The sequence below is a fragment of the Actinokineospora spheciospongiae genome, from assembly GCF_003182415.1.
In the GTDB taxonomy this organism is placed as follows: domain Bacteria; phylum Actinomycetota; class Actinomycetes; order Mycobacteriales; family Pseudonocardiaceae; genus Actinokineospora; species Actinokineospora spheciospongiae.
In genome coordinates, this window is the sequence record NZ_QHCP01000010.1 from 53,366 (window position 1) to 72,301 (window position 18,936).

At 73.6% G+C, this 18,936-nt stretch carries 15 protein-coding genes and 1 riboswitch; of the genes, 6 read left to right on the forward strand and 9 right to left on the reverse strand.

The genetic code is table 11. The features are described from left to right. Window positions 1-8: 8 nt before the first annotated feature. A complete protein-coding gene (gene cobN / locus DFQ13_RS23910; protein ID WP_110081435.1) occupies window positions 9-3,593 on the reverse strand; it encodes a cobaltochelatase subunit CobN in 3,585 nt (1,194 codons plus the stop codon). A 50-nt stretch (window positions 3,594-3,643) separates the two neighbouring features. Then, window positions 3,644-3,715, reverse strand: a riboswitch (cobalamin riboswitch). A 41-nt stretch (window positions 3,716-3,756) separates the two neighbouring features. On the opposite strand from cobN, the gene DFQ13_RS23915 reads away from it, so the two are divergent. Genes DFQ13_RS23915 through DFQ13_RS23925 form a run of 3 tightly spaced genes read left to right on the forward strand, consistent with a single transcriptional unit; the run spans window position 3,757 to window position 7,048 of the window. Further along, window positions 3,757-4,884 carry a precorrin-3B synthase gene (locus DFQ13_RS23915; protein ID WP_110081436.1) on the forward strand — a complete coding sequence of 376 codons (1,128 nt, stop codon included), beginning with the start codon at window positions 3,757-3,759 and terminating at the stop codon, window positions 4,882-4,884. Between the two features lie 26 nt (window positions 4,885-4,910). Beyond that, window positions 4,911-5,537: a precorrin-8X methylmutase gene (locus DFQ13_RS23920; protein ID WP_110081553.1), complete on the forward strand. Its 627-nt coding sequence runs from the start codon at window positions 4,911-4,913 to the stop codon at window positions 5,535-5,537. Continuing rightward, window positions 5,534-7,048 carry a precorrin-2 C(20)-methyltransferase gene (locus DFQ13_RS23925; protein WP_110081437.1) on the forward strand — a complete coding sequence of 505 codons (1,515 nt, stop codon included), beginning with the start codon at window positions 5,534-5,536 and terminating at the stop codon, window positions 7,046-7,048. Before DFQ13_RS23920 ends, DFQ13_RS23925 begins: the two co-directional genes overlap by 4 nt. On the opposite strand, the gene DFQ13_RS23930 is transcribed toward DFQ13_RS23925, so the two are convergent. Together DFQ13_RS23930 and DFQ13_RS23935 are read right to left on the reverse strand one after the other, a co-directional pair. Further along, window positions 7,020-7,457 (reverse strand): VOC family protein, encoded by a 438-nt coding sequence (locus tag DFQ13_RS23930; RefSeq protein ID WP_035279797.1) that lies wholly within the window; start codon window positions 7,455-7,457, stop codon window positions 7,020-7,022. The genes DFQ13_RS23925 and DFQ13_RS23930 overlap by 29 nt on opposite strands. Before the next feature lie 62 nt (window positions 7,458-7,519). Further along, a complete protein-coding gene (locus tag DFQ13_RS23935) occupies window positions 7,520-8,173 on the reverse strand; it encodes a TetR/AcrR family transcriptional regulator (RefSeq protein WP_035279798.1) in 654 nt (217 codons plus the stop codon). 96 nt (window positions 8,174-8,269) lie between these two features. Between DFQ13_RS23935 and DFQ13_RS23940 the strand changes: the two genes are divergently transcribed. The 3 genes from DFQ13_RS23940 to DFQ13_RS23955 all read left to right on the forward strand — a co-directional run bounded on the left by DFQ13_RS23940 (window position 8,270) and on the right by DFQ13_RS23955 (window position 11,714). Continuing rightward, on the forward strand, window positions 8,270-9,040 hold the full coding sequence (locus DFQ13_RS23940; RefSeq protein WP_219994629.1) for a DUF4386 family protein: 771 nt from the start codon (window positions 8,270-8,272) through the stop codon (window positions 9,038-9,040). A 109-nt stretch (window positions 9,041-9,149) separates the two neighbouring features. Then, window positions 9,150-10,652 (forward strand): DUF6801 domain-containing protein, encoded by a 1,503-nt coding sequence (locus DFQ13_RS34070; protein ID WP_181400129.1) that lies wholly within the window; start codon window positions 9,150-9,152, stop codon window positions 10,650-10,652. A gap of 99 nt (window positions 10,653-10,751) precedes the next feature. After that, window positions 10,752-11,714, forward strand: a complete 963-nt coding sequence (locus DFQ13_RS23955; RefSeq protein ID WP_110081555.1) for a zinc-binding metallopeptidase family protein — start codon at window positions 10,752-10,754, stop codon at window positions 11,712-11,714. A gap of 12 nt (window positions 11,715-11,726) precedes the next feature. On the opposite strand, the gene DFQ13_RS23960 is transcribed toward DFQ13_RS23955, so the two are convergent. From DFQ13_RS23960 to DFQ13_RS23985, 6 genes are all read right to left on the reverse strand, one after another. Further along, the gene (locus DFQ13_RS23960; RefSeq protein WP_110081439.1) at window positions 11,727-12,911 is read right to left on the reverse strand and encodes an SWIM zinc finger family protein; all 1,185 of its coding nucleotides are present in this window, start codon (window positions 12,909-12,911) and stop codon (window positions 11,727-11,729) included. Further along, window positions 12,908-15,691 carry a DEAD/DEAH box helicase gene (locus DFQ13_RS23965; RefSeq protein WP_110081440.1) on the reverse strand — a complete coding sequence of 928 codons (2,784 nt, stop codon included), beginning with the start codon at window positions 15,689-15,691 and terminating at the stop codon, window positions 12,908-12,910. Before DFQ13_RS23965 ends, DFQ13_RS23960 begins: the two co-directional genes overlap by 4 nt. 61 nt (window positions 15,692-15,752) lie before the next feature. After that, complete coding sequence (locus DFQ13_RS23970) at window positions 15,753-17,204, reverse strand: flavin-containing monooxygenase (protein ID WP_110081441.1); 1,452 nt, start codon at window positions 17,202-17,204, stop codon at window positions 15,753-15,755. Between the two features lie 64 nt (window positions 17,205-17,268). Next, a complete protein-coding gene (locus tag DFQ13_RS23975; protein WP_110081442.1) occupies window positions 17,269-17,667 on the reverse strand; it encodes a DUF5313 family protein in 399 nt (132 codons plus the stop codon). Continuing rightward, a complete protein-coding gene (locus tag DFQ13_RS23980; protein ID WP_035278549.1) occupies window positions 17,667-18,107 on the reverse strand; it encodes a MarR family winged helix-turn-helix transcriptional regulator in 441 nt (146 codons plus the stop codon). Before DFQ13_RS23980 ends, DFQ13_RS23975 begins: the two co-directional genes overlap by 1 nt. Window positions 18,108-18,315: 208 nt before the next feature. Then, on the reverse strand, window positions 18,316-18,768 hold the full coding sequence (locus DFQ13_RS23985) for a hypothetical protein (RefSeq protein WP_110081443.1): 453 nt from the start codon (window positions 18,766-18,768) through the stop codon (window positions 18,316-18,318). Between the last annotated feature and the right edge of the window lie 168 nt (window positions 18,769-18,936).

Here is an 18,936-nt window from a genome sequence, read left to right on the forward strand (position 1 = left end):
CCCGACCGCTACTCGGACCCGGCCTCGATGTCGCCCTCGACCTGGAGGTAGAGCTCCTGGAGCTGCCGCAGGGTCTCCGGGTCCGGTTCGGCCCACATCTTGCGGTCGGCGGCTTCCAGGAGGCGTTCGGCGATGCCGTGCAGGGCCCACGGGTTGGACTCGGTGAGGAACTTGCGGTTCTCCGGGTCCAGGGCGTAGGTCTGCGCGAGCTTGTCGTACATCCAGTCGGCGACGACGCCGGTGGTGGCGTCGTAGCCGAAGAGGTAGTCGACGGTGGCCGCCAGTTCGAAGGCGCCCTTGTAGCCGTGGCGGCGCATGGCCTCGATCCAGCGGGGGTTGACCACGCGGGAGCGGAAGACGCGGTTGGTCTCCTCCGACAGGGAGCGGGTGCGGACCGCGTCGGGGTTGGTGCTGTCGCCGATGTAGGCGGCGGGGGCCTTGCCGGTGAGGGAGCGGACGGTGGCGATCATGCCGCCGTGGTACTGGAAGTAGTCGTCGGAGTCGGCGATGTCGTGTTCGCGGGTGTCGACGTTCTTGGCGGCGACGTTGATGCGGCGGTAGGCCGATTCCATGTCCGCGCGGGCCGATACGCCGTCGAGGTCACGGCCGTAGGCGAAGCCGCCCCAGACCGCGTAGACCTCGGCGAGGTCCTTGTCGTCGCGCCAGTTGTGGCTGTCGATCAGCGGGAGCAGGCCCGCGCCGTACGCGCCGGGCTTGGAGCCGAAGATGCGGGTGGTGGCCTGACGTTCACCTCGCTCGGCGTCGGCCTGGACGTGGGCGCGGACGTAGTTGTCCGCTTCGGGTTCGTCCAGGGCGGCGATCATCCGGACCGCGTCGTCGAGCAGGTAGACGACGTGGGGGAAGGCGTCGCGGAAGAAGCCGGAGATGCGGACGGTGACGTCGATGCGGGGGCGGTCCAGCTCCACCAGCGGGATGACCTCCAGGCCGCTGATGCGCCGGGACGCCTCGTCCCAGACCGGGCGGGCGCCGAGCAGGGCCAGCACCTCGGCGATGTCGTCGCCCGCGGTGCGCATGGCCGAGGTGCCCCACACCGACAGGCCGACCGAGCGCGGCCACTCGCCGGTGTCGCGCCGGTAGCGCTGCACCAGCGACTCCGCCATCGCCGAGCCGGTCTCCCAGGCCAGGCGGCTGGGCACCGCCTTGGGGTCGACGGAGTAGAAGTTGCGGCCCGTGGGCAGCACGTTGACCAGGCCGCGCAGCGGTGAGCCGCTGGGACCGGCGGGCACGTAGCCGCCGTCGAGGGCGTGCAGGACGTTGTCGATCTCGTCGGTGGTGCGGGCCAGCCGGGGCACGACCTCCACCGCGGCGAAGGTCAGCACCTCGACCACGGCCGGGTTGTCCGACACCCGCGCGGCGGCGGCCGGGTCCCAGTCGTGGTCCTCCATGGCCTGGACCAGGGCGAGGGCCTGCGCGTCGATCTCGTCGGTGCGGGTGCGCGACTCCGAGCCGTCCTCGGACAGGCCCAGCGCCTCGCGCAGGCCGGGCAGCGCGGCGGCCTGCCCGCCCCACATCTGCCGGGCGCGCAGCATGGAGTTGACCAGGTTGACCCTGGCCGCGCCCACCGGCGGGTCGCCGAGGGTGTGCAGACCGTCGCGGATCTGCACGTCCTTGATCTCGCACAGCCAGCCGTCGACGTGCAGCAGGAAGTCGTCGAACTCCGCGTCGTGCGGGCGGTCGTCGAGGCCCAGGTCGTGGTCGAGCTTGGCGGCCTGGATCAGGGTCCAGATCTGCGCGCGGATCGCGGGCAGCTTCGCCGGGTCCATCGCGGCGATGTTGGAGTGCTCGTCGAGGAGCTGCTCCAGCCGGGCGATGTCGCCGTAGCTCTCCGCGCGGGCCATCGGCGGCACCAGGTGGTCGACCAGGGTGGCGTGCGCGCGCCGCTTGGCCTGGGTGCCCTCGCCGGGGTCGTTGACCAGGAACGGGTAGACCAGCGGCATGTCGCCCAGGGCCGCGTCGGGGCCGCAGGCGGCGGAGAGGCCGAGGTTCTTGCCGGGCAGCCACTCCAGGTTCCCGTGCTTGCCCAGGTGGATCATGGCGTGCGCGCCGAAGGTGGCCGCGACCCACCGGTAGGCGGCCAGGTAGTGGTGGCTCGGCGGCAGGTCCGGGTCGTGGTAGATCGCCACCGGGTTCTCGCCGAAGCCGCGCGGGGGCTGCACGATCAGCACGACGTTGCCCGCGCGCAGCGCCGCGAGCACGATCTCGCCCTCGGCGTCGTTCGACGTGTCGACGAACAGCGAACCGGGGGCCGGGCCCCAGTGCTCCTCCATCGACTCGCGCAGCTCGGCGGGCAGCGTGGCGAAGAACTCGCGGTACTCCGCCGCGGAGATGCGCACCGGGTTGCCGGTGAGCTGTTCCTCGGTGAGCCAGTTCGGGTCCTGCCCACCTGCCTCGATCAGGGCGTGGATCAGGGCGTCGCCGTCGTCGGCGGCGATGCCGGGCAGCGCGTCCGGGCCCTCGGCGGGGCCGATGTCGTAGCCCGCGCCGCGCAGGGCCTTGAGCAGGCGCACGGCGCTGGCCGGGGAGTCGAGGCCGACGGCGTTGCCGATGCGGGCGTGCTTGGTGGGGTAGGCCGAGAGCATCAGCGCGATCTTGCGCTCACCCGGTGGCACGTGCCTCAGGCGCGCGTGCGCGACGGCGATGCCCGCCACCCGCAGGGCGCGCTCGGGGTCGGGCACGTAGACCGACAGGCCGTCGCGGTCCTGCTCCTTGAACGAGAACGGCACGGTGATCAGCCGACCGTCGAACTCCGGCACCGCGACCTGGGTGGCGGTGTCGAGCGGGGACAAGCCGTCGTCGCTCTCCTCCCAGGCCGACCGCGAGGAGGTCAGGGCGAGGCCCTGGAGGATGGGGATGTCGAGGTCGGCCAGGGCGCCGACGTCCCAGGCGCCGTCGTCGCCGCCCGCGCTCGCGGCGGCGGGCAGCGTGCCGCCCGCGGCGAGCACGGTCACGACCAGGGCGTCCAGGGTGCCGAGGACGTCGAGCAGTTCGGCCGGGGCGGTGCGCAGCGAGGCGCAGTAGACCGGCACGGCCTGCCCGCCCTTGGCCTCCACGGCGTCGGCCAGGGCGGCGACGAACGCGGTGTTCCCGGACAGGTGGTGCGCGCGGTAGTAGAGGATGCCGACGCGCGGGCCCTCGGTGCGGGTGGGCGTCCAGTCCAGGCGGCCCCACGGCGCCAGCTCGACCGGGGGCTGGAAGCCGTGGCCGGTGAGCAGCAGCGTGTCGGACAGGAAGTTCGCCAGTTCGCGCAGGTTGGCCGGGCCGCCGTGGGCGAGGTAGCGGTGGGCCTCCGCGACGACCCCGCCGGGGGCGGTGGAGCACTCCATCAGCTCCGCGTCCGGCGCCTGCTCACCGCCGAGCACGACCACCGGCCGGTCCCCGGCGAGGAGCGCGTCGAGGCCGTCCTCCCAGGCCCGGCGACCGCCGAGCAGCCGGACGACGACCACGCCGACGCCGTCGAGCAGGCCGGGCAGGTCGTCGACGTGCAACCGGGCCGGGTTGGCCAGCCGGTACTCCGCGCCGCTGGCGCGGGCGGAGAGCAGGTCGGTGTCCGAGGTGGACAGCAGCAGGATCATCGAGTCCCTTCCCGGGGTGTCCGCGCCCCTGGATCGGTGGGCAATGGCCGGAGTTCCTGGCTCCCCGGGCGGGTGCCCGGGTGACAGTGGCGGGACCGCGCCGGTTTCGCACCGGCTTCCTCCACGTGCCATTGCTGTGTCGCGCCCACCCTATATTCACCGGGTGCCCCTCCCCCAGCGCCGAACGGGCGCCGATGCCTGCCCCGGTGCGCTCGACACGCACGCGGCGGCCGACGGTGGGCTCGCCCGGGTGCGCGTGCCGGGCGGTCTGCTGCGGCCCGAGCAGTTGCTCGCGGTGGCCGAAGCGGCTGCCGACCTGGGCACTCCCGTGCTGGAGCTGACCTCGCGGGCGAACCTCCAGGTGCGCGGGCTGGCCCCGGGCGCGGAGGTCGAGCTGGGTGACCGGCTGGCCCGGGTGGGGCTGCTGCCGTCGCCGACGCACGAGAAAGTGCGCAACATCATGGCCTCCCCGCTGGGCGGGCAGCGGTGGGTGGCCGAGCTGGACGCGGGCATGTGCGCGGACCCCGGCCTCGCCGGGCTGCCCGGCCGGTTCCTGTTCTGCCTGGACGACGGGCGCGGCGACGTGGCCTGGGCCGGGGCCGACGTGGCCGCGCTGCCGGTCGGCGACGCGGTGGCGGTCCTGCTCGGCGGCGCCGACCACGGCGTGCGGGTGCGCCCGGGCGAGGTGGTCGGGGCGGTGCTGGCCGCCGCGCGGGCGTTCCTGGAGCTGCGCGACGGGCAGTGGCGGGTGCGCGAGCTGGGCGCGGGTGTGGCGGAGATCGCCACCCGGCTGGGCGCGGGACCCGCGCGGGTTACGGTCACCCCGCCGGTGACGGCCGGTCCCGTCGGACCGGTCGGGTTCGGCGACGGCGACACCGGGTTCGGGGTGGCCGTACCGCTGGGCCGGATCACCCGGGAGCAGGCCGCCGCGCTGGCCGGGCACGGCGACGTCGTGCTCACCCCCTGGCGGGGTGCGGTGGTGCGCGGCGACGGGTCCGGGCTGGCCGACGTGGGGTTGCTGACCTCGGCGGACGACCCGGGGATCGGGGTGACCGCGTGCACCGGGCGGCCTGGTTGCGCCAAGGCGCACGCCGACGTGCAGGCGGCGGCGCGCGGGCTGCGGGTCGGCGGGCGGGCGGTGCACTGGTCGGGCTGCGACCGGCGGTGCGGGCGGCCCGCCGGGGATGTGCTGGACGTGGTGGCCACGGAGGCCGGCTACCTCGTCGACGGTCGGGCGGTGCCCGGCGAGCGGGTGGTCGAGGCGGCGACCCAGGGAAGGGAACAGCGGTGAGCGAGTACAGCGAGAACGGCTACACGGTGCCCGAGTACGTGAAGGACGGCCCGGAGATCTACCGGCGGTCGTTCGCCACGATCCGGTCCGAGGCGCGGCTGGACGGGCTGCCCGAGGACGTGGCCAGGGTGGTGGTGCGGATGATCCACGCCTGCGGCATGGTCGACCTGGTCGACGACGTCGCGTACTCCCCCGACGTGGTCGCCTCCGCGCGCGCCGCGCTGCTGGCCCGGCACCCGATCCTGTGCGACGCGCACATGGTCGCCTCCGGCATCACCCGCCGCAGGCTGCCCGCGGACAACGACGTCCTCTGCACGCTGACGGACCCTCGGGTGCCGGGGCTGGCCGAGGAGCTGGGCAACACCCGCAGCGCGGCGGCGCTGGAGCTGTGGCGCGACCACCTCAACGGCGCCGTGGTGGCGATCGGCAACGCGCCGACCGCGCTGTTCCGGCTGCTGGAGCTGATCGAGTCGGGCGCGGGCCGCCCGGCGGCGGTCCTCGGGCTGCCGGTCGGGTTCATCGGCGCCGCCGAGTCCAAGGACGCCCTGGCCGCGTACCCCGGTGAGGTCCCGTACCTGGTGGTGCGGGGTCGGCGCGGCGGCAGCGCGATGGCCGTGGCCGCGGTCAACGCGATCGCGAGCGAGGAGGAATGACCGGCACGCTGTACGGGGTCGGCCTGGGCCCCGGCGACCCCGAGCTGGTGACGGTGAAGGCGGCCCGGCTGATCTCCTCGGCCGCGGTGGTCGCCTACCACTCGGCCCGGCACGGCCGGTCGATCGCGCGCGGTGTCGCCGCCCCCTACCTGCGGGAGGGGCAGATCGAGGAACAGCTCGTCTACCCGCTGACGGTGGAGACCACCGACCACCCCGGCGGCTACGCGGGCGCCATGGCCGACTTCTACGAAGCCGCCGCCGCCCGGCTGGCCGCGCACCTCGACGCCGGGCGCGACGTGGTGGTGCTCGCCGAGGGCGACCCGCTGTTCTACGGCTCCTACATGCACATGCACAAGCGGCTCTGCGGTCGCTACGCCACCGAGGTTGTGCCCGGGGTGACCTCGGTCAGCGCGGCGTCGGCGGTCCTGGGCGTGCCGCTGGTGGAGGGCGAGGAGGTGTTGACCGTGCTGCCGGGGACGCTGCCCGCGGAGGCGCTGTCGGCGCGGCTCGCGGCCACCGACTCCGCGGCGGTGCTCAAGCTGGGGCGCAACTTCGACAAGGTGCGCGGGGCGTTCGAGGCGGCCGGGAAGCTCGACCGGGCGCTGTACGTGGAGCGGGCGACCTGGGAGCAGGGGCGGGCGCTGCCGCTGGCCGAGGTGGACCCGGCGTCGGTTCCGTACTTCTCCCTGGCGCTGCTGCCCAGCCCGGTCAACGACGGGGTGGCCGCCGGGGTGTCGCCGCACGTGGCGACCGGCTCGGTGGGGGGCTCGGTGACCGTCGTGGGCACCGGTCCGGCGGGGCGGCCGTGGCTGACACCGGAGGCGCAGGAGGCGCTGGCGGTGGCCGACGACCTGGTCGGGTACACGACGTACCTGGCGCGGGTGGCGCCGAACCCGCGGCAGCGCAGGCACGCCTCGGACAACCAGGTGGAGGCCGAGCGGGCGGCGTTCGCGCTCGACCTGGCCAAGCGCGGGCGGCGGGTCGCGGTGGTCTCCTCCGGTGACCCCGGCGTGTTCGCCATGGCCGCGGCGGTGCTGGAGGTGGCGACCGACCCGCAGTGGAAGGACGTGCCGGTGCGGGTGCTGCCCGGGTTGACCGCCGCGCAGGCGGTGGCCAGCCGGGTCGGGGCGCCGCTGGGGCACGACTTCGCCACCATCTCGCTGTCGGACCGGCTCAAGCCGTGGGAGGTCATCGTGCGCCGCCTGGACGCGGTGGCCGCCGCCGACCTGGCGATCGCGATCTACAACCCGGCGTCGAAGTCGCGGACCTGGCAGCTCGGCGAGGCGCGGGACGTGCTGCTGCGCCACCGCTCCCCGGACACCCCGGTGGTGGTCGGGCGCGACGTGGGCGGTCCGCAGGAGACGGTCCGGGTGCTGCGGTTGGGCGAGCTGGACCCGACCACCGTGGACATGCGCTGCCTGCTGCTGATCGGCTCGTCGCAGACCAGGGTGGTCGAGCGCGGCGACGGCTCGACGGCCGTGTTCACCCCCCGGACGTACCCGGCGGGTTGAGGCGGGCGGTGATCTGCTGGACGACCCAGCCGTTGCCGTCGGGGTCGTCGAAGAACAGGAAGCCCTGGTTGTTCAGGTCGTCGTCGGGCTCGGCGGGGCGGAACCCGCCGGGTCCGGCGACCTGCACCGGCGTGGTCGTCACGCCCCGCTCGGCCAACTGCGCGTGCGCGGCGCGGATGTCGCCGACGACGAGCTGCAACCCCTTGAGGGAGCCGGGTTCCATGACGCCGACGCCGGTGCCGATCACGATCGAGCAGCCGGAGCCGGGCGGGGTGAGCTGCACCACCCGCATGTCGTCGCTGACGCGGGCGTCGTGGTCGAGGGTGAAGCCGAGCCGGTCGGCGTAGAACTCCTTGGCCCGGTCCACGTCGGAGACGGGCACGACGACGACTTCGAGTGTCCACTGCACGCACCTGTCCTACCAGACGTGTCGAGCCCACGACCGGGGCATCCTCTGTGGACGGACGGGGGTCAGCCGCCGGTGATGCCCGCGAGCAGCCGGTCGAGGCCCCAGAGGTACTGCTCCACGGTGTTGTACCGCGCGATGACGTCGGCGGCGGCCACCGTGCGCGGGTACCGGTCCGCCGGGAGGGCGGCCAGCCCGGCCCGCCGCCCGCCGATCCGCTCCGCCTCCGACGGCGCCGCCCCCTGGTCGGCGGCCTCCAGCGCGATCGAGCCCAGCACGTGGACGATGACCGAGTAGGACGCCCGCGCGGCCGTCTCGCGGTCCAGGCCCGCCTCGGCGAGGGCGTCGAGCACCAGTTCGCCGAGCCGCAGCGCCTCCGGCCCGTCCAGCGGGGCCGACATCAGCAGCGCCGCCGAACCCGGGTGGGCCAGCACGCCCTCCCGCAACCCCACGGCGGCCCCGCGCAGCCGCTCGTCCCAGCGCCCCGGTCCGGTCAGCGGCGGGATGCCGTGCCTGCCGAGGAGCCGGTCGAAGACGGCGCGCACGACCGCGGCCTTGTCCGGGAAGTAGGTGTAGAGGGCGTTCGGCGCGACCCCGGCGGCGGCCGCGATCCCGCGCATCGACAGCGCCTCCGCGCCGCTCTCGTCGAGCAGGCGCAGCGCCGCGTCGGTGATGGTCTCCGGCGACAGCGTGCGCCGGGGTCCCGGGCGTCCCGGCATTCGACTCCTCCTCGGCTCGACCCTTGACGTTGGACAGCGTACAGGATTAACTCTGCACAGCGTACAAATTGTACGACGTACAGAAAGGGGGTCGCCGTGCGCGACCGGACCACCGGAACGCTGATGGTCGCCGGGGCGGTGGCGGCGAACACCGCCTTCGCCGTCCTCGGCGCGGTCTTCGACTACCCCGACGTGCTCGGCCACCCGGCGGCCGAGGTGCTGGCGCGCTTCCACCGGCGGCCCGTCCTCATCGGCTCGACGTTCCTGCTGCTCGCGGTCGGCGCGGGCCTGCTGGCCCCGATCGCGCTGCGCCTGCGCCGCCACGCGGGGCGGTACGGCCGGGCACTGGCGGTGACCGGCGTGGCCGCCGCGGCGGTCCAGGTCGTCGGACTGCTGCGCTGGCCGCTGCTGGTGCCGTTCCTGGACGTCGAGTCCTTCCCGGTCGTCCACACCGCGCTCGGCACGGTGCTCGGCGAGACGGTCGGGTACCTGCTGACCGCCGCGTGGACCACCCTCGCCGCCGTCGCGCTCGGACGCCGGATGCCCGGCGGGCGGTTCTCGCTAGCACTCGCGGCAGCCTCCGTGCCGATGATCGCCGCGGGCGTCCTGGTGCCGCTCGGCTTCGAGTTCGCGGATGCGGTCAATTTCGCCGGTTATGCCCTCTGGAGCCTGTGGCTGGTGACCGCCGGAACGTTTTTCATCACTTCCGGACGAAAAGCCGATGCGGAAGCGACCACTTCGAGCAAGTCGGCGATTGCCAAGCGGGACAACGGATCGAGCTCTGTAAACCACTCGGCGTCGTTGCCGGGTAACCGAGAGGTGTACACATCGGAAAAGAAAGAACGCTCCTTGCGCACGCGGAGGTGAGCGTGGTTTCGTTTCCCCTGCGGACCCCTCGGAAAGAACATTCGGGCCGGGCGGGCCTGGAAGTATTTCCCTGTATCACCGCTGATACCCCAGGAAGGTCTAAACCCTGATGCGTCCCAAGGTTTCCAAGAAGGTGCTGGCGGGTCTCGCCGCCACCACCTCCGTCGGTCTGGTCGCGACCGGGCTGCTGCTCGGCGGCGGCACCAGCTCCGCGGCCCCGGTGTCGTTGACCCTGAACTACTCGTGCCCGTTCCCGCTGATCGGCAACCAGGACATCAAGGTCGTCATCAACACCGACCTGCCCACCTCGGTCGCCGTCGGCGAGCAGACCGGCGCCTTCGACATCCAGGCGATCACCACCGTCTCGGGCACCGCGACGCAGGGCCTGTCCCTGGTCGGCGCGGCCACCGTGGAGGGCACCGCCCTGGCGGGCGCGACCGTGGCGGCCCCGGACATCACGCTGCCGGTGAACGTGCCGATCGCGGTCCCGAAGACCAACGTCCCGGCGTCGGGCGCGTTCGACATCCCGGCCACCGGCTCGACCCCCTCGCTGTCGTTCCAGAAGCCGGGCGAAGCGAAGATCACCCTCGGTGACCTCAAGCTGACCCTGTCGCCCAAGCGCGCCGACGGCACGCTGACCGGCCTGGGCACGTTCGACTCGCTGTGCACCGTGGTGCCGGGCCAGAACGTCACGCTGGCCACGTTCCAGATCACGCCGGTGGAGACCACGACCACCACCGACCCCACCACCACGACCACCGAGCCGACCACGACGACGACGGAACCGACGACCACCACGACGGAACCGACGACGACGACCACCGAGCCCACCACGACGACGACTGAGCCGACGACCACCACGACTGAGCCGACGACGACCACCACCGAGCCCACCACCACGACCACGGAACCGACCACGACGACGACGGAACCGACCACCACGACGGAACCGACGACGACGACCACGGAACCGACCACCACCACGACCGAGCCCACCACGACGACGACTGAGCCGACGACCACGACGACTGAGCCGACGACGACCACCACCGAGCCCACCACCACGACGACCGAGCCGACCACCACGACCACCAAGCCGAACGACGGCACGAAGGTCGACTACAAGGTGTCCGGCTCGTCGAAGCTGGTCGGCCTCGGCGGCAGCGTTCCGCTGAAGGGCTCGTTCTCCGCGGTCGCCGACCTCTCGGCGGGCAAGTACACCGGTGACCTGAACCTCAAGGCCACCAGCGGCCAGTTCCGGATCTTCGGCTTCCTGCCGGTCTCGGCGAACATTGGCTTCGACCAGGTGGGCCAGCCCTCGGGCACCGTGTCGAACAAGGCGGTCACCTTCAACGGCAAGCTGACCATCAAGCTCACCAAGGTCGCGCTGTTCGGCATCCCGATCTACCAGGGTGACAGCTGCAAGACCAAGAAGCCCTCGGACATCCAGCTCAAGTCCGTCGGCAACTTCGACGTGCTCAAGGGCGGCAAGCTCAAGGGCAAGTACTCCCTGTCGGAGACGGTGAAGTGCGGGCCGCTGAGCCCGATCATCGGCGCCTTCGTCGCCAGCGACGGCAACACCGTCGACATCGACCTGGCGGCCAAGAAGTAACCGGCCCCAGCAAGCCGAGCGGCCCTCCCCGGGATTCCCGGGGAGGGCCGCTTCGCGTTGCGGGGCGTGAACCGGCGGGGCGGCGGGTACCCGGGGGCGGTGAGGTCCTTCTCCTGCCCCGTGTGCGGCAACGTGTTGTTCTTCGAGAACTCGGCGTGCGTGGTGTGCTCGACCGAGGTCGGCTACCGGCGGGCGGAGCGGACCCTGGTCGTCGCCGACACGCGGTGCGGCAACGCCGGGTTGGCGGGCTGCAACTGGATTCCCGACGTCGACGGCGCCCTGTGCGACTGCTGCGCCCTGACCCGCACCCGCCCGGCCGACGGGGACGCGGCGGGACTGTCCACCTTCGCCACGGCCGAATCGGCCAAGCGCCGCCTGGTCTTCCAGCTCGACGACCTGGGCCTGCCCGTCGACGGCCTGTCCTTCGAACTGCTGTCGAGCGCCCAGGAGCCGGTGGTCACCGGGCACGCCTCCGGTGTCATCACCATCGACCTGGCCGAGGGCGACGACGCCCACCGGGAGGCACTGCGCGCCCGGCTCGCCGAGCCCTACCGCACCGTGCTCGGCCACTTCCGCCACGAGGTCGGCCACTGGTACTGGGAGGTCCTGGTATCCGGCACGCCCGCCGAGGGACCGTTCCGCGACCTCTTCGGCGACGAGCGGGCCGACTACCAGCAGGCCCTGCGCGAGCACTACGCGGGCACCCCGGCCCCCGACTGGCAGGAGACCCACGTCAGCACCTACGCCACCGCCCACCCGTGGGAGGACTGGGCGGAGACCTTCGCGCACCTGCTGCACATCCGCGACACGGTGCAGACGGCGGCGGCCTTCGGCGTCCTGGTCGCGGGCTCCCCCATCCCCCCGCACCCGGACGCCCCGGTCGACGCCATCCCCACCGAGGACGCCTGCTTCGAGGAGCTGGTCGACACCTGGGTGCCGCTGTCGCGGGCGGTGAACCAGCTCAACCGCAGCATGGGCAAGGACGACGTCTACCCGTTCGTCCTGTCCCCCACCGTGCTGGGCAAGCTCCGCTTCGTGGACCGGCTCCGCGCGGGCGCCTGACGGCGGTCGGGTTCAGGCGAGCAGGGACAGCAGGGCCGCGGCGGCGTCGCGGTGGGGTGGGCCCGCGGGCCACCAGGTGCCGTCCACGACGCGGTAGGGGTGCCAGCGGCCGTCGCGGGCGTAGCGCAGTTGGTGCGGACCCGCGGTCCAGCGGTTGCACCACACCGTGGCCGCGGGGTCCTCGTCCCAGGTGGCGGCGAGGGCGTCGCGGGCGGGCGCGAGGTCGGCCGGGTCCGGGGTCCACGCGGTGTCGAGGACGTCGAGCCCGGACGGGCCCGCGGCCCGCCAGGCGGCGGTGGCGCGGGCGATGCCGGGGGTGGCGGCCAGCCGGTCGGCGGCCCCGGGGTGGGTGGCGGCCCAGCGGACGGTGTCCGGCCAGGTGTCCAACGTGGACAGATCGGGGTCGTCGGACCCGTCGGGGGCGAGCGCGGCTCCGAGGAGCTGCCGGGCGCGGGCGGCGGCGTCGGCGGCCAGCAGGGCCAGGGCGGCGGGGTCGATGCCGGGGGCGGGCGGGATGGACAGGGTGCCCGGGGCGGTCTCCGGCAGCGGCGGCGGTTCCGGCAGCCGCACCGGGGGCCGGGCGAACGCCTCCGCGGCGGGGGTGCCGGTGCCGGTCTCGGCGGGGTCGGGGGTGGCGCGCAGGGCGTCGAGCAGGGTGGGCTGGTCGCGGCCGCGGATCAGCAGCAGCACGAAGGGATCGGCGTCGAGCAGCCACGAGGTCTGGTAGGCCAGGGCGGCGGCGTGGCGGCAGGGCAGCTCGAAGCCCGGGCAGGGGCAGTCCGGGTCCAGGTCGCCGATCCCGGGCAGCAGCCGGACCCCGGCGTCGGCCGCCGCGTCCACCAGGGACGTGGGCATGTCGCCGTCGAGCAGGGCGGCGATGTGGCCCGCCTCGGCGCCGATCTGCTCCAGGAAGCGCGCCCACTCGCCGTCCGACAGCGGTTCCAGGCGGACGACCGTGTGGTAGGCCGTGTCGTCCTCGTAGTCCTGGACCGCCGCGGACAGGCGACCCGCGGCCACGGTGATCGCGCCGACGTAGCCCGCCCGCGCGTAGCGGCGGCCCTGCCGGAGCTGCCCCTCGTCGAGCGCGGTGTCCTCCAGCGCCTTCACCCACGCCCGACCCCACCAGGACCGGGCGAACCGGCCCGCGCGGCGGGTGGCGGCCGGGAAGGCGGGGAAGCCGCGGGCGGCGTCGCTCACCGGCCGCCCCGCAGCTCGACCAGGTCGGCCAGTTCGGCGTTGGTCAGCTCGGTGAGGGCGGCCTCGCCCGCGGTCAGGATGGCGTCGGCGAGGTCGCGCTTGGCGCGCAGCATCCCGGCGATGCGGTCCTCCACCGTGCCCTCGGCGATCAGCCGGTGCACCTGCACCGGGCGGGTCTGGCCGATGCGGTACGCGCGGTCGGTGGCCTGGTCCTCCACGGCCGGGTTCCACCAGCGGTCGTAGTGCACGACGTGGTCCGCGCGGGTCAGGTTCAGACCGGTGCCCGCCGCCTTGAGCGAGAGCAGGAACACCGGGAACTCCCCCGCGTCGAACCCGCGCACCAGGTCCTCGCGGCGCGGCACGGGGGTGCCGCCGTGCAGGAAGCCGGTGCGCACGCCGCGGTCGCGCAGGTGCCGTTCGAGCAGCCTGCCCAGTTGCACGTACTGGGTGAACACCAGCACCGCGCCGCCCTCGGCGAGGATCGTGTCCAGCAGCTCGTCGAGCAGCTCCAGCTTCCCGGAGCGGCCCGCCAACCGGGCCTCGGGCTCCCTCAGGTACTGCGCGGGGTGGTTGCAGATCTGCTTGAGCCCGGTCAGCAGCCGCATGATCAGGCCGCGGCGGGCCATGCCGTCGGCGGCCTGGATGCGGGCCATCGTCTCGGTGACCACCGCCCGGTACAGCGCGGCCTGCTCGTGGGTGAGCGGCACCGGCTGGTCGGTCTCGGTCTTCGGCGGCAGCTCGGGGGCGATGCCGGGGTCGGACTTGCGGCGGCGCAGCAGGAACGGGCGGATCAGCCGGGCCAGCCGGTCGGCGGTGGCGGTGTCGCGGTCGGCCTCGATCGGCTTGGCCCACCGGCCGCGGAACGCCGGGAGCGACCCGAGCAGGCCCGGGGTGGTCCAGTCCAGCACCGCCCACAGCTCCGAGAGGTTGTTCTCCACCGGCGTGCCGGTCAGCGCGACGCGCGCCCCGGCCGGGATCGCCCGCAGCGCCTTGGCCGTGCTCGACGCCGGGTTCTTCACGTGCTGGGCCTCGTCGGCGACCAGCAGTCCCCAGCGGTGCTCGGCGAGCGCGCCCGCGTCGAGGCGCATGGTGCCGTAGGTGGTGAGCACGAACCCGGCGTCGGTGCCGTCGAGCGAGCGGGCCGGGCCGTGGAAGCGGCGGACCGGGGTGCCCGGGGCGAACCGGGTGATCTCCCGCTCCCAGTTGCCCAGCAGCGACGCCGGGCACACCACCAGCGTCGGCCCGGCGGTGCGCTCGGACTCGGCGCGGTGCAGGTGCAGCGCGATCAGGGTGACCGTCTTGCCCAGGCCCATGTCGTCGGCCAGGCAGCCGCCGAGGCCCAGGCCGGTCATCCGGGCCAGCCAGCGCAGGCCGCAGAGCTGGTAGTCGCGCAGGGTCGCGGCCAGCGCGGCGGGCGCCGCGACGACCTCGGTGCCCGCGTCCGGGTCGGCGATGCGGGCGCGCAGCTCCGCCAGCCAGGTGTCGGCGACGACCTCGACGCGTTCGCCGTCGACCTCGACCGAACCGGTCAGCGCGACGCCGAGGGCCTCCAGGGCGGTGACCGGCTTCAACTCCCGGTCGCGCGCCCTGCGGGCCAGGTCCGGGTCGACCAGGACCCACTCGTCGCGCAGCCGCACCACCGGCCGCCGCGACTCGGCCAGCCGGTCCAGCTCGGCGGCGGTCAGCGGCTGCTCGCCCAGCGCCAACTGCCAGTCGAAGGCGAACAGCCCGTCCCCGCCGAACACCGACGCGGCGTCGGAGGTGGGCCGCTCGGACCGCCCGACCACGGCGCGCGCGGTCAACGACCGGACCAGTTCGCGCGGCCAGTGCACCTCCACCCCCGCCGCGGCCAGCCGGGGCGCCACGCCGAACAGGTCGGCGACCTCGCCGTCGTCGAGCACCAGCCGGTCGGGCACGCCCTGCCCGAGCAGCCGGTCGAGCACCGGCCAGGTGCGGGCGGCCCGGCGCAGCGCCCTGGTCAGCTCGATCCGGGAATCCGCGCCGAGCCGGTGGCCGGGGTCGGACCACAGCCGCTCCGCGTCGACCACCACGGCCGGGTCGGCCAGCGAGTGCGCCTGCACGACGGCCTCGAACGCCGCGCCGGCGTAGTCCGCGCCGGGCACCTCCAGCCGCAGCGAGACGCGCACCCCGGAGTCCAGGCCCGCGGACATCCCGGCCGACCACGGGCGCAGGTGCGGCACCCGGTTGGGCGCGCGGGAGGCGAACAGCGGCCCGCCCGCGGCCTGCGGGGCGGCGGCGGTGCGCGGCATCCCGTCGGCGACGGCGTCGACGAAGCCGCGCACCAGGGTCAGCGGGTCGGCCAGGGTGTCGCCCTCACCGGCCAGCGGCACCGAGCGCGCGGTGGCGGGCATGGCGTCGGCGAGTTCGCGCAGCCGCGCGGCGTCGGCGGCGTCGAGCGGCCCGGCCCGCCAGGCGTCGAACCCGCCCGGCGAGACACCGGGCACGATCCGGCCGCGGGCCACCAGTTGCAGTGCCACCAGCGCCACCGCGCCCCAGAACGCGGCGGCCGGGTCGGCGCCGGGTGCGCGCCGGGCCCTGGTGAGGGCCGCGACGGCGTCGGCCACCGGCAGCCGCAGCACCGGGACGGTCACCTCGACCGCGCCGGGGCCGTCCGGCCGCAGGATGGTCAGTTCCCCGGTCGGGTCCTGCGGCAGGTCGCCGTGGAAGGCGACGGTGCCCGCGCGGTGCGGGTCGGCCGGTTCGAACACCGCGGTGCAGCGGGAGAGGCCGGTCACGGTGGCGGGTGCGAGCGTGCCCATGCTCCCCTTCGGACGGCGGCGGGTCCGGTCACCTTACCCGCCGCCACCCGGGTCGGGTCGCTCAGCGGCTGAACTCGACCGCGTCGTCCACCGGCCCGTAGCGCAGGGTGCGCACGTCCGCCGGGTAGTTCTGCCGCAGTCGCCACGGGGCCACCTCGGCCTGCTGCGGGAGCGTGGCCGCGGCCCGCTGCACGTAACCGGCTTGGAGGTCCAGGAACGGCACCCGGCCGACGGAGGCGGCCGGGGTCTTCGGGGTGACGATCCGCACGCCCTTGGCGTCCATGTGCTTGAGCAGCCTGCACACGTACTCCGACACCAGGTCGATCTTGAGCGTCCAGGAGGCGTTGGTGTAGCCCACGGCCAGCGCCGCGTTGGGCACGCCGCCGAGCATCATGCCCTTGTAGGCCACGGTGTCGGCCGGGTCGACCTTCTCCCCGTCCACCGAGACGGTCATGCCGCCGAGCATGAGCACGTCCAGGCCGGTGGCGGTCACCACGACGTCGGCCTCCAGCTCGGCACCGGACTCCAGCCGCAGGCCGGTCTCGGTGAACGTCTCGATCCGGTCGGTGACCACCGAGGCGTTCCCCTTGCGCAGCGCGCGGAACAGGTCGCCGTCGGGGACGAAGCACACGCGCTGGTCCCACGGGTCGTAGCGGGGCTTGAAGTGCGTGTCGAGGTCGAAGTCCGCGGGGAGCCTGCGGGCGGCGTCCTTGCGCAGGAGGTTCTTCACGAACGCGGGCCTGCGCTTGCTGAGCTGGTAGAACGCCGTGGCCATCAGCACGTTCTTCCACCGGATGACCGGGTAGGCCACCTTGGCGGGCAGCCACTTGCGGGCGAAGTCGGCGATCGGGTCGCGCGAGCCGAGGGTGAGCACGTAGCTGGGCGAGCGCTGGAGCATGGTGACGTGCTCGGCGGCCCCGGCCATCGACGGGACCAGGGTGACCGCGGTGGCGCCGGAGCCGATCACCACGACCTTCTTGCCGGTCCAGTCGAGGTCTTCCGGCCACAACTGCGGGTGCACCAGGGTGCCGCGGTAGTCGTCGACGCCGGGGAACTCGGGGGTGTAGCCGTGCTCGTAGCGGTAGTAGCCGGTGCAGGCGAACAGGAAGCCCGCGGTGAACACGGCGACCTCACCGGTGTCGGAGCGCTCGGCGGTGACCGTCCAGCGCGCGTCCGGGGTCGACCACTCGGCGCTGACGACCCGGTGGTGGAAGCGGACGTGCCGGTCGACCCCGCTCTCGGCGGCGGCCTCGCGGATGTAGTCGCGGATCGAGTCGCCGTCGGCGATGGACTTGGGCGCGGTCCACGGCTTGTGCGCGTACCCGAGGGTGAACATGTCCGAGTCCGAGCGCACGCCCGGGTAGCGGAACAGGTCCCAGGTGCCGCCGATGGCACCCCGGCCCTCCAGGATCACGAAGGACTTGCCCGGCAACCGCTCGCGCAGGTGGCTGGCGGCGCCGATGCCGGAGAGCCCGGCTCCGACGATCAGGACGTCTACGTGTTCGGCGGCCATGCCGATCCCCTTCCGCAACGGTGACTGCGACTAACTTACCACCGTTAAGTTACCGGGAGTAGGTTCAGTTTGAGCGCCACCGCTCCGCGTAGCGCGCCTCCCGCTCCGGGTCCCGCGCCTCCTTGCGCTCCTCCCGCATCCGGGCAGCGGTCCCCGGCGCGAACCCGTACCGCGCCACCAGCCCCTCCACGCTCTCGATCGAGTAGGACAGCGCGTAGTACATGCCGACGATCAATCCCAGCGATCCGCAGGCCAGGGCCAACCCCACCGGCGCGCCGAGGGCGAGCAGCAGGACCAGGGTGATGGCGGCGGTCGCGGGGAGCACGGCCCGCAGCAGCACCCGCAGGGTGAACCGGACGAGCCAACTGCGGTCGGTGGCGGTGCGCAGCACGTAGTCGGCGTACCGCCGGGGCAACCTGCCCCCGACGGCGTACCAGAGGCGCAGAGCGGGACTGGGCTTCATCACGACTCCTGTTTCGCGGCGGCGATGACGCGGGTGAGCGAGGCGTGCAGGTCCTCCAACTCGGGGATGGACATGCCGAGCGTGGCCACGACCTGCGGCGGGATGAGCAGCGCCCGCTCCCGCAGCGCCCGCCCCTCCTCGGTGAGGGTGACGGCGAGCGAGCGCTCGTCGTCGCGGTGACGCTCGCGGCGCAGGTAACCCGTCGCCTCCAAGCGCTTGAGCAGCGGCGTCAGGGTTCCCGGGTCCAGGGCGAGCAGACCGGCCAACTCCTTGCCGCTGAGCGGGGACCGCTGCCACAGCGCGAGCATGACCAGGTACTGCGGGTGGGTCAGCCCCATCGGCTCCAACAGCGGCCGGTAGATCGCCACCACGCTGCGCGCGGCGATCGACAGCGCGAAGCAGACCTGGCGCTCCAGGGCCAGCGGGTCCTTCTCGTCCACGACACCTCCTTTGGTACACCAAACGTTAGAGCACCAACTGTTGGTGTGGCAAAGAATGAGACGCGGATCAAGTAGTTGCCCTCGACAGGCAGAATGCCGGAGTTGGTCCAGCGCTTGGACCACTGCTCGGGGTGCGGTGGGGACCGGCACTGCGTGATGGCTCACCGAGTCGTCGGTGGTGTTGGCGCCGGGGTCTCAGCGCACGGCGTCAGCGACCGAGGCGGTACAGCTTGGCGTCGAAGGAGCAGGGGCCGAGCAGTCCCCCGGCGCTGTCGTGTTTCCACCGGACCCAGTCGTCCCTGGGGTAGATCTCAGCCGTGCCGGTGAAGAGGGGTCTCGCCGCGAAGCGCATCGTCACCGAATCCCTGGCGCTGCCCTGCGTGCCGCCCAGGCGGACCGGGGGGCGGAGGGGCAAGGCGTAGCCCAGTTCGAGGGAGAGGACGGTGTCCTCCGGCTCGAACACCACGCGCAGGCTCCACGTGATCCCGACCATCGGCACGCTGACGGTGACGGGCGGGAACACCTCGACCACGTCGTGTGCCGGGCTGCCGTCGTCGGGTTTGGCGAGGATGCCGTCACCGCCCCTTGGGAGCTCGACGCGGCGGTACGCGTCCAGCCAGTCGACCAGTGGCGCCCCGGTCGTGCTGTCCTGTCGAGACATCGTCTCGGCCTTCCTGTCGCCGACGGTCGCGGTCGCGAGTCAGCCGGTTCCCGCTCCGGTGCCCGGCCTGGACGAGGCCTACCCACCGCCACCCGGCCAAAACGCAGAGGGTGTCAAAGTGGTCACAAGCAGTGATGATCCACCGTCGAGTTCGAGCGGACAGGACAG

Excerpts from the sequence above, each read along its gene's own strand:
- cobN (WP_110081435.1), bottom strand. The coding sequence starts at position 3,593 with ATGATCCTGCTGCTGTCCACCTCGGACACCGACCTGCTCTCCGCCCGC.
- DFQ13_RS23925 (WP_110081437.1), top strand. The coding sequence starts at position 5,534 with ATGACCGGCACGCTGTACGGGGTCGGCCTGGGCCCCGGCGACCCCGAG.
- DFQ13_RS23935 (WP_035279798.1), bottom strand. The coding sequence starts at position 8,173 with ATGCCGGGACGCCCGGGACCCCGGCGCACGCTGTCGCCGGAGACCATC.
- DFQ13_RS34070 (WP_181400129.1), top strand. The coding sequence starts at position 9,150 with ATGCGTCCCAAGGTTTCCAAGAAGGTGCTGGCGGGTCTCGCCGCCACC.
- DFQ13_RS23965 (WP_110081440.1), bottom strand. The coding sequence starts at position 15,691 with ATGGGCACGCTCGCACCCGCCACCGTGACCGGCCTCTCCCGCTGCACC.
- DFQ13_RS23970 (WP_110081441.1), bottom strand. The coding sequence starts at position 17,204 with ATGGCCGCCGAACACGTAGACGTCCTGATCGTCGGAGCCGGGCTCTCC.
- DFQ13_RS23975 (WP_110081442.1), bottom strand. The coding sequence starts at position 17,667 with ATGAAGCCCAGTCCCGCTCTGCGCCTCTGGTACGCCGTCGGGGGCAGG.
- DFQ13_RS23985 (WP_110081443.1), bottom strand. The coding sequence starts at position 18,768 with ATGTCTCGACAGGACAGCACGACCGGGGCGCCACTGGTCGACTGGCTG.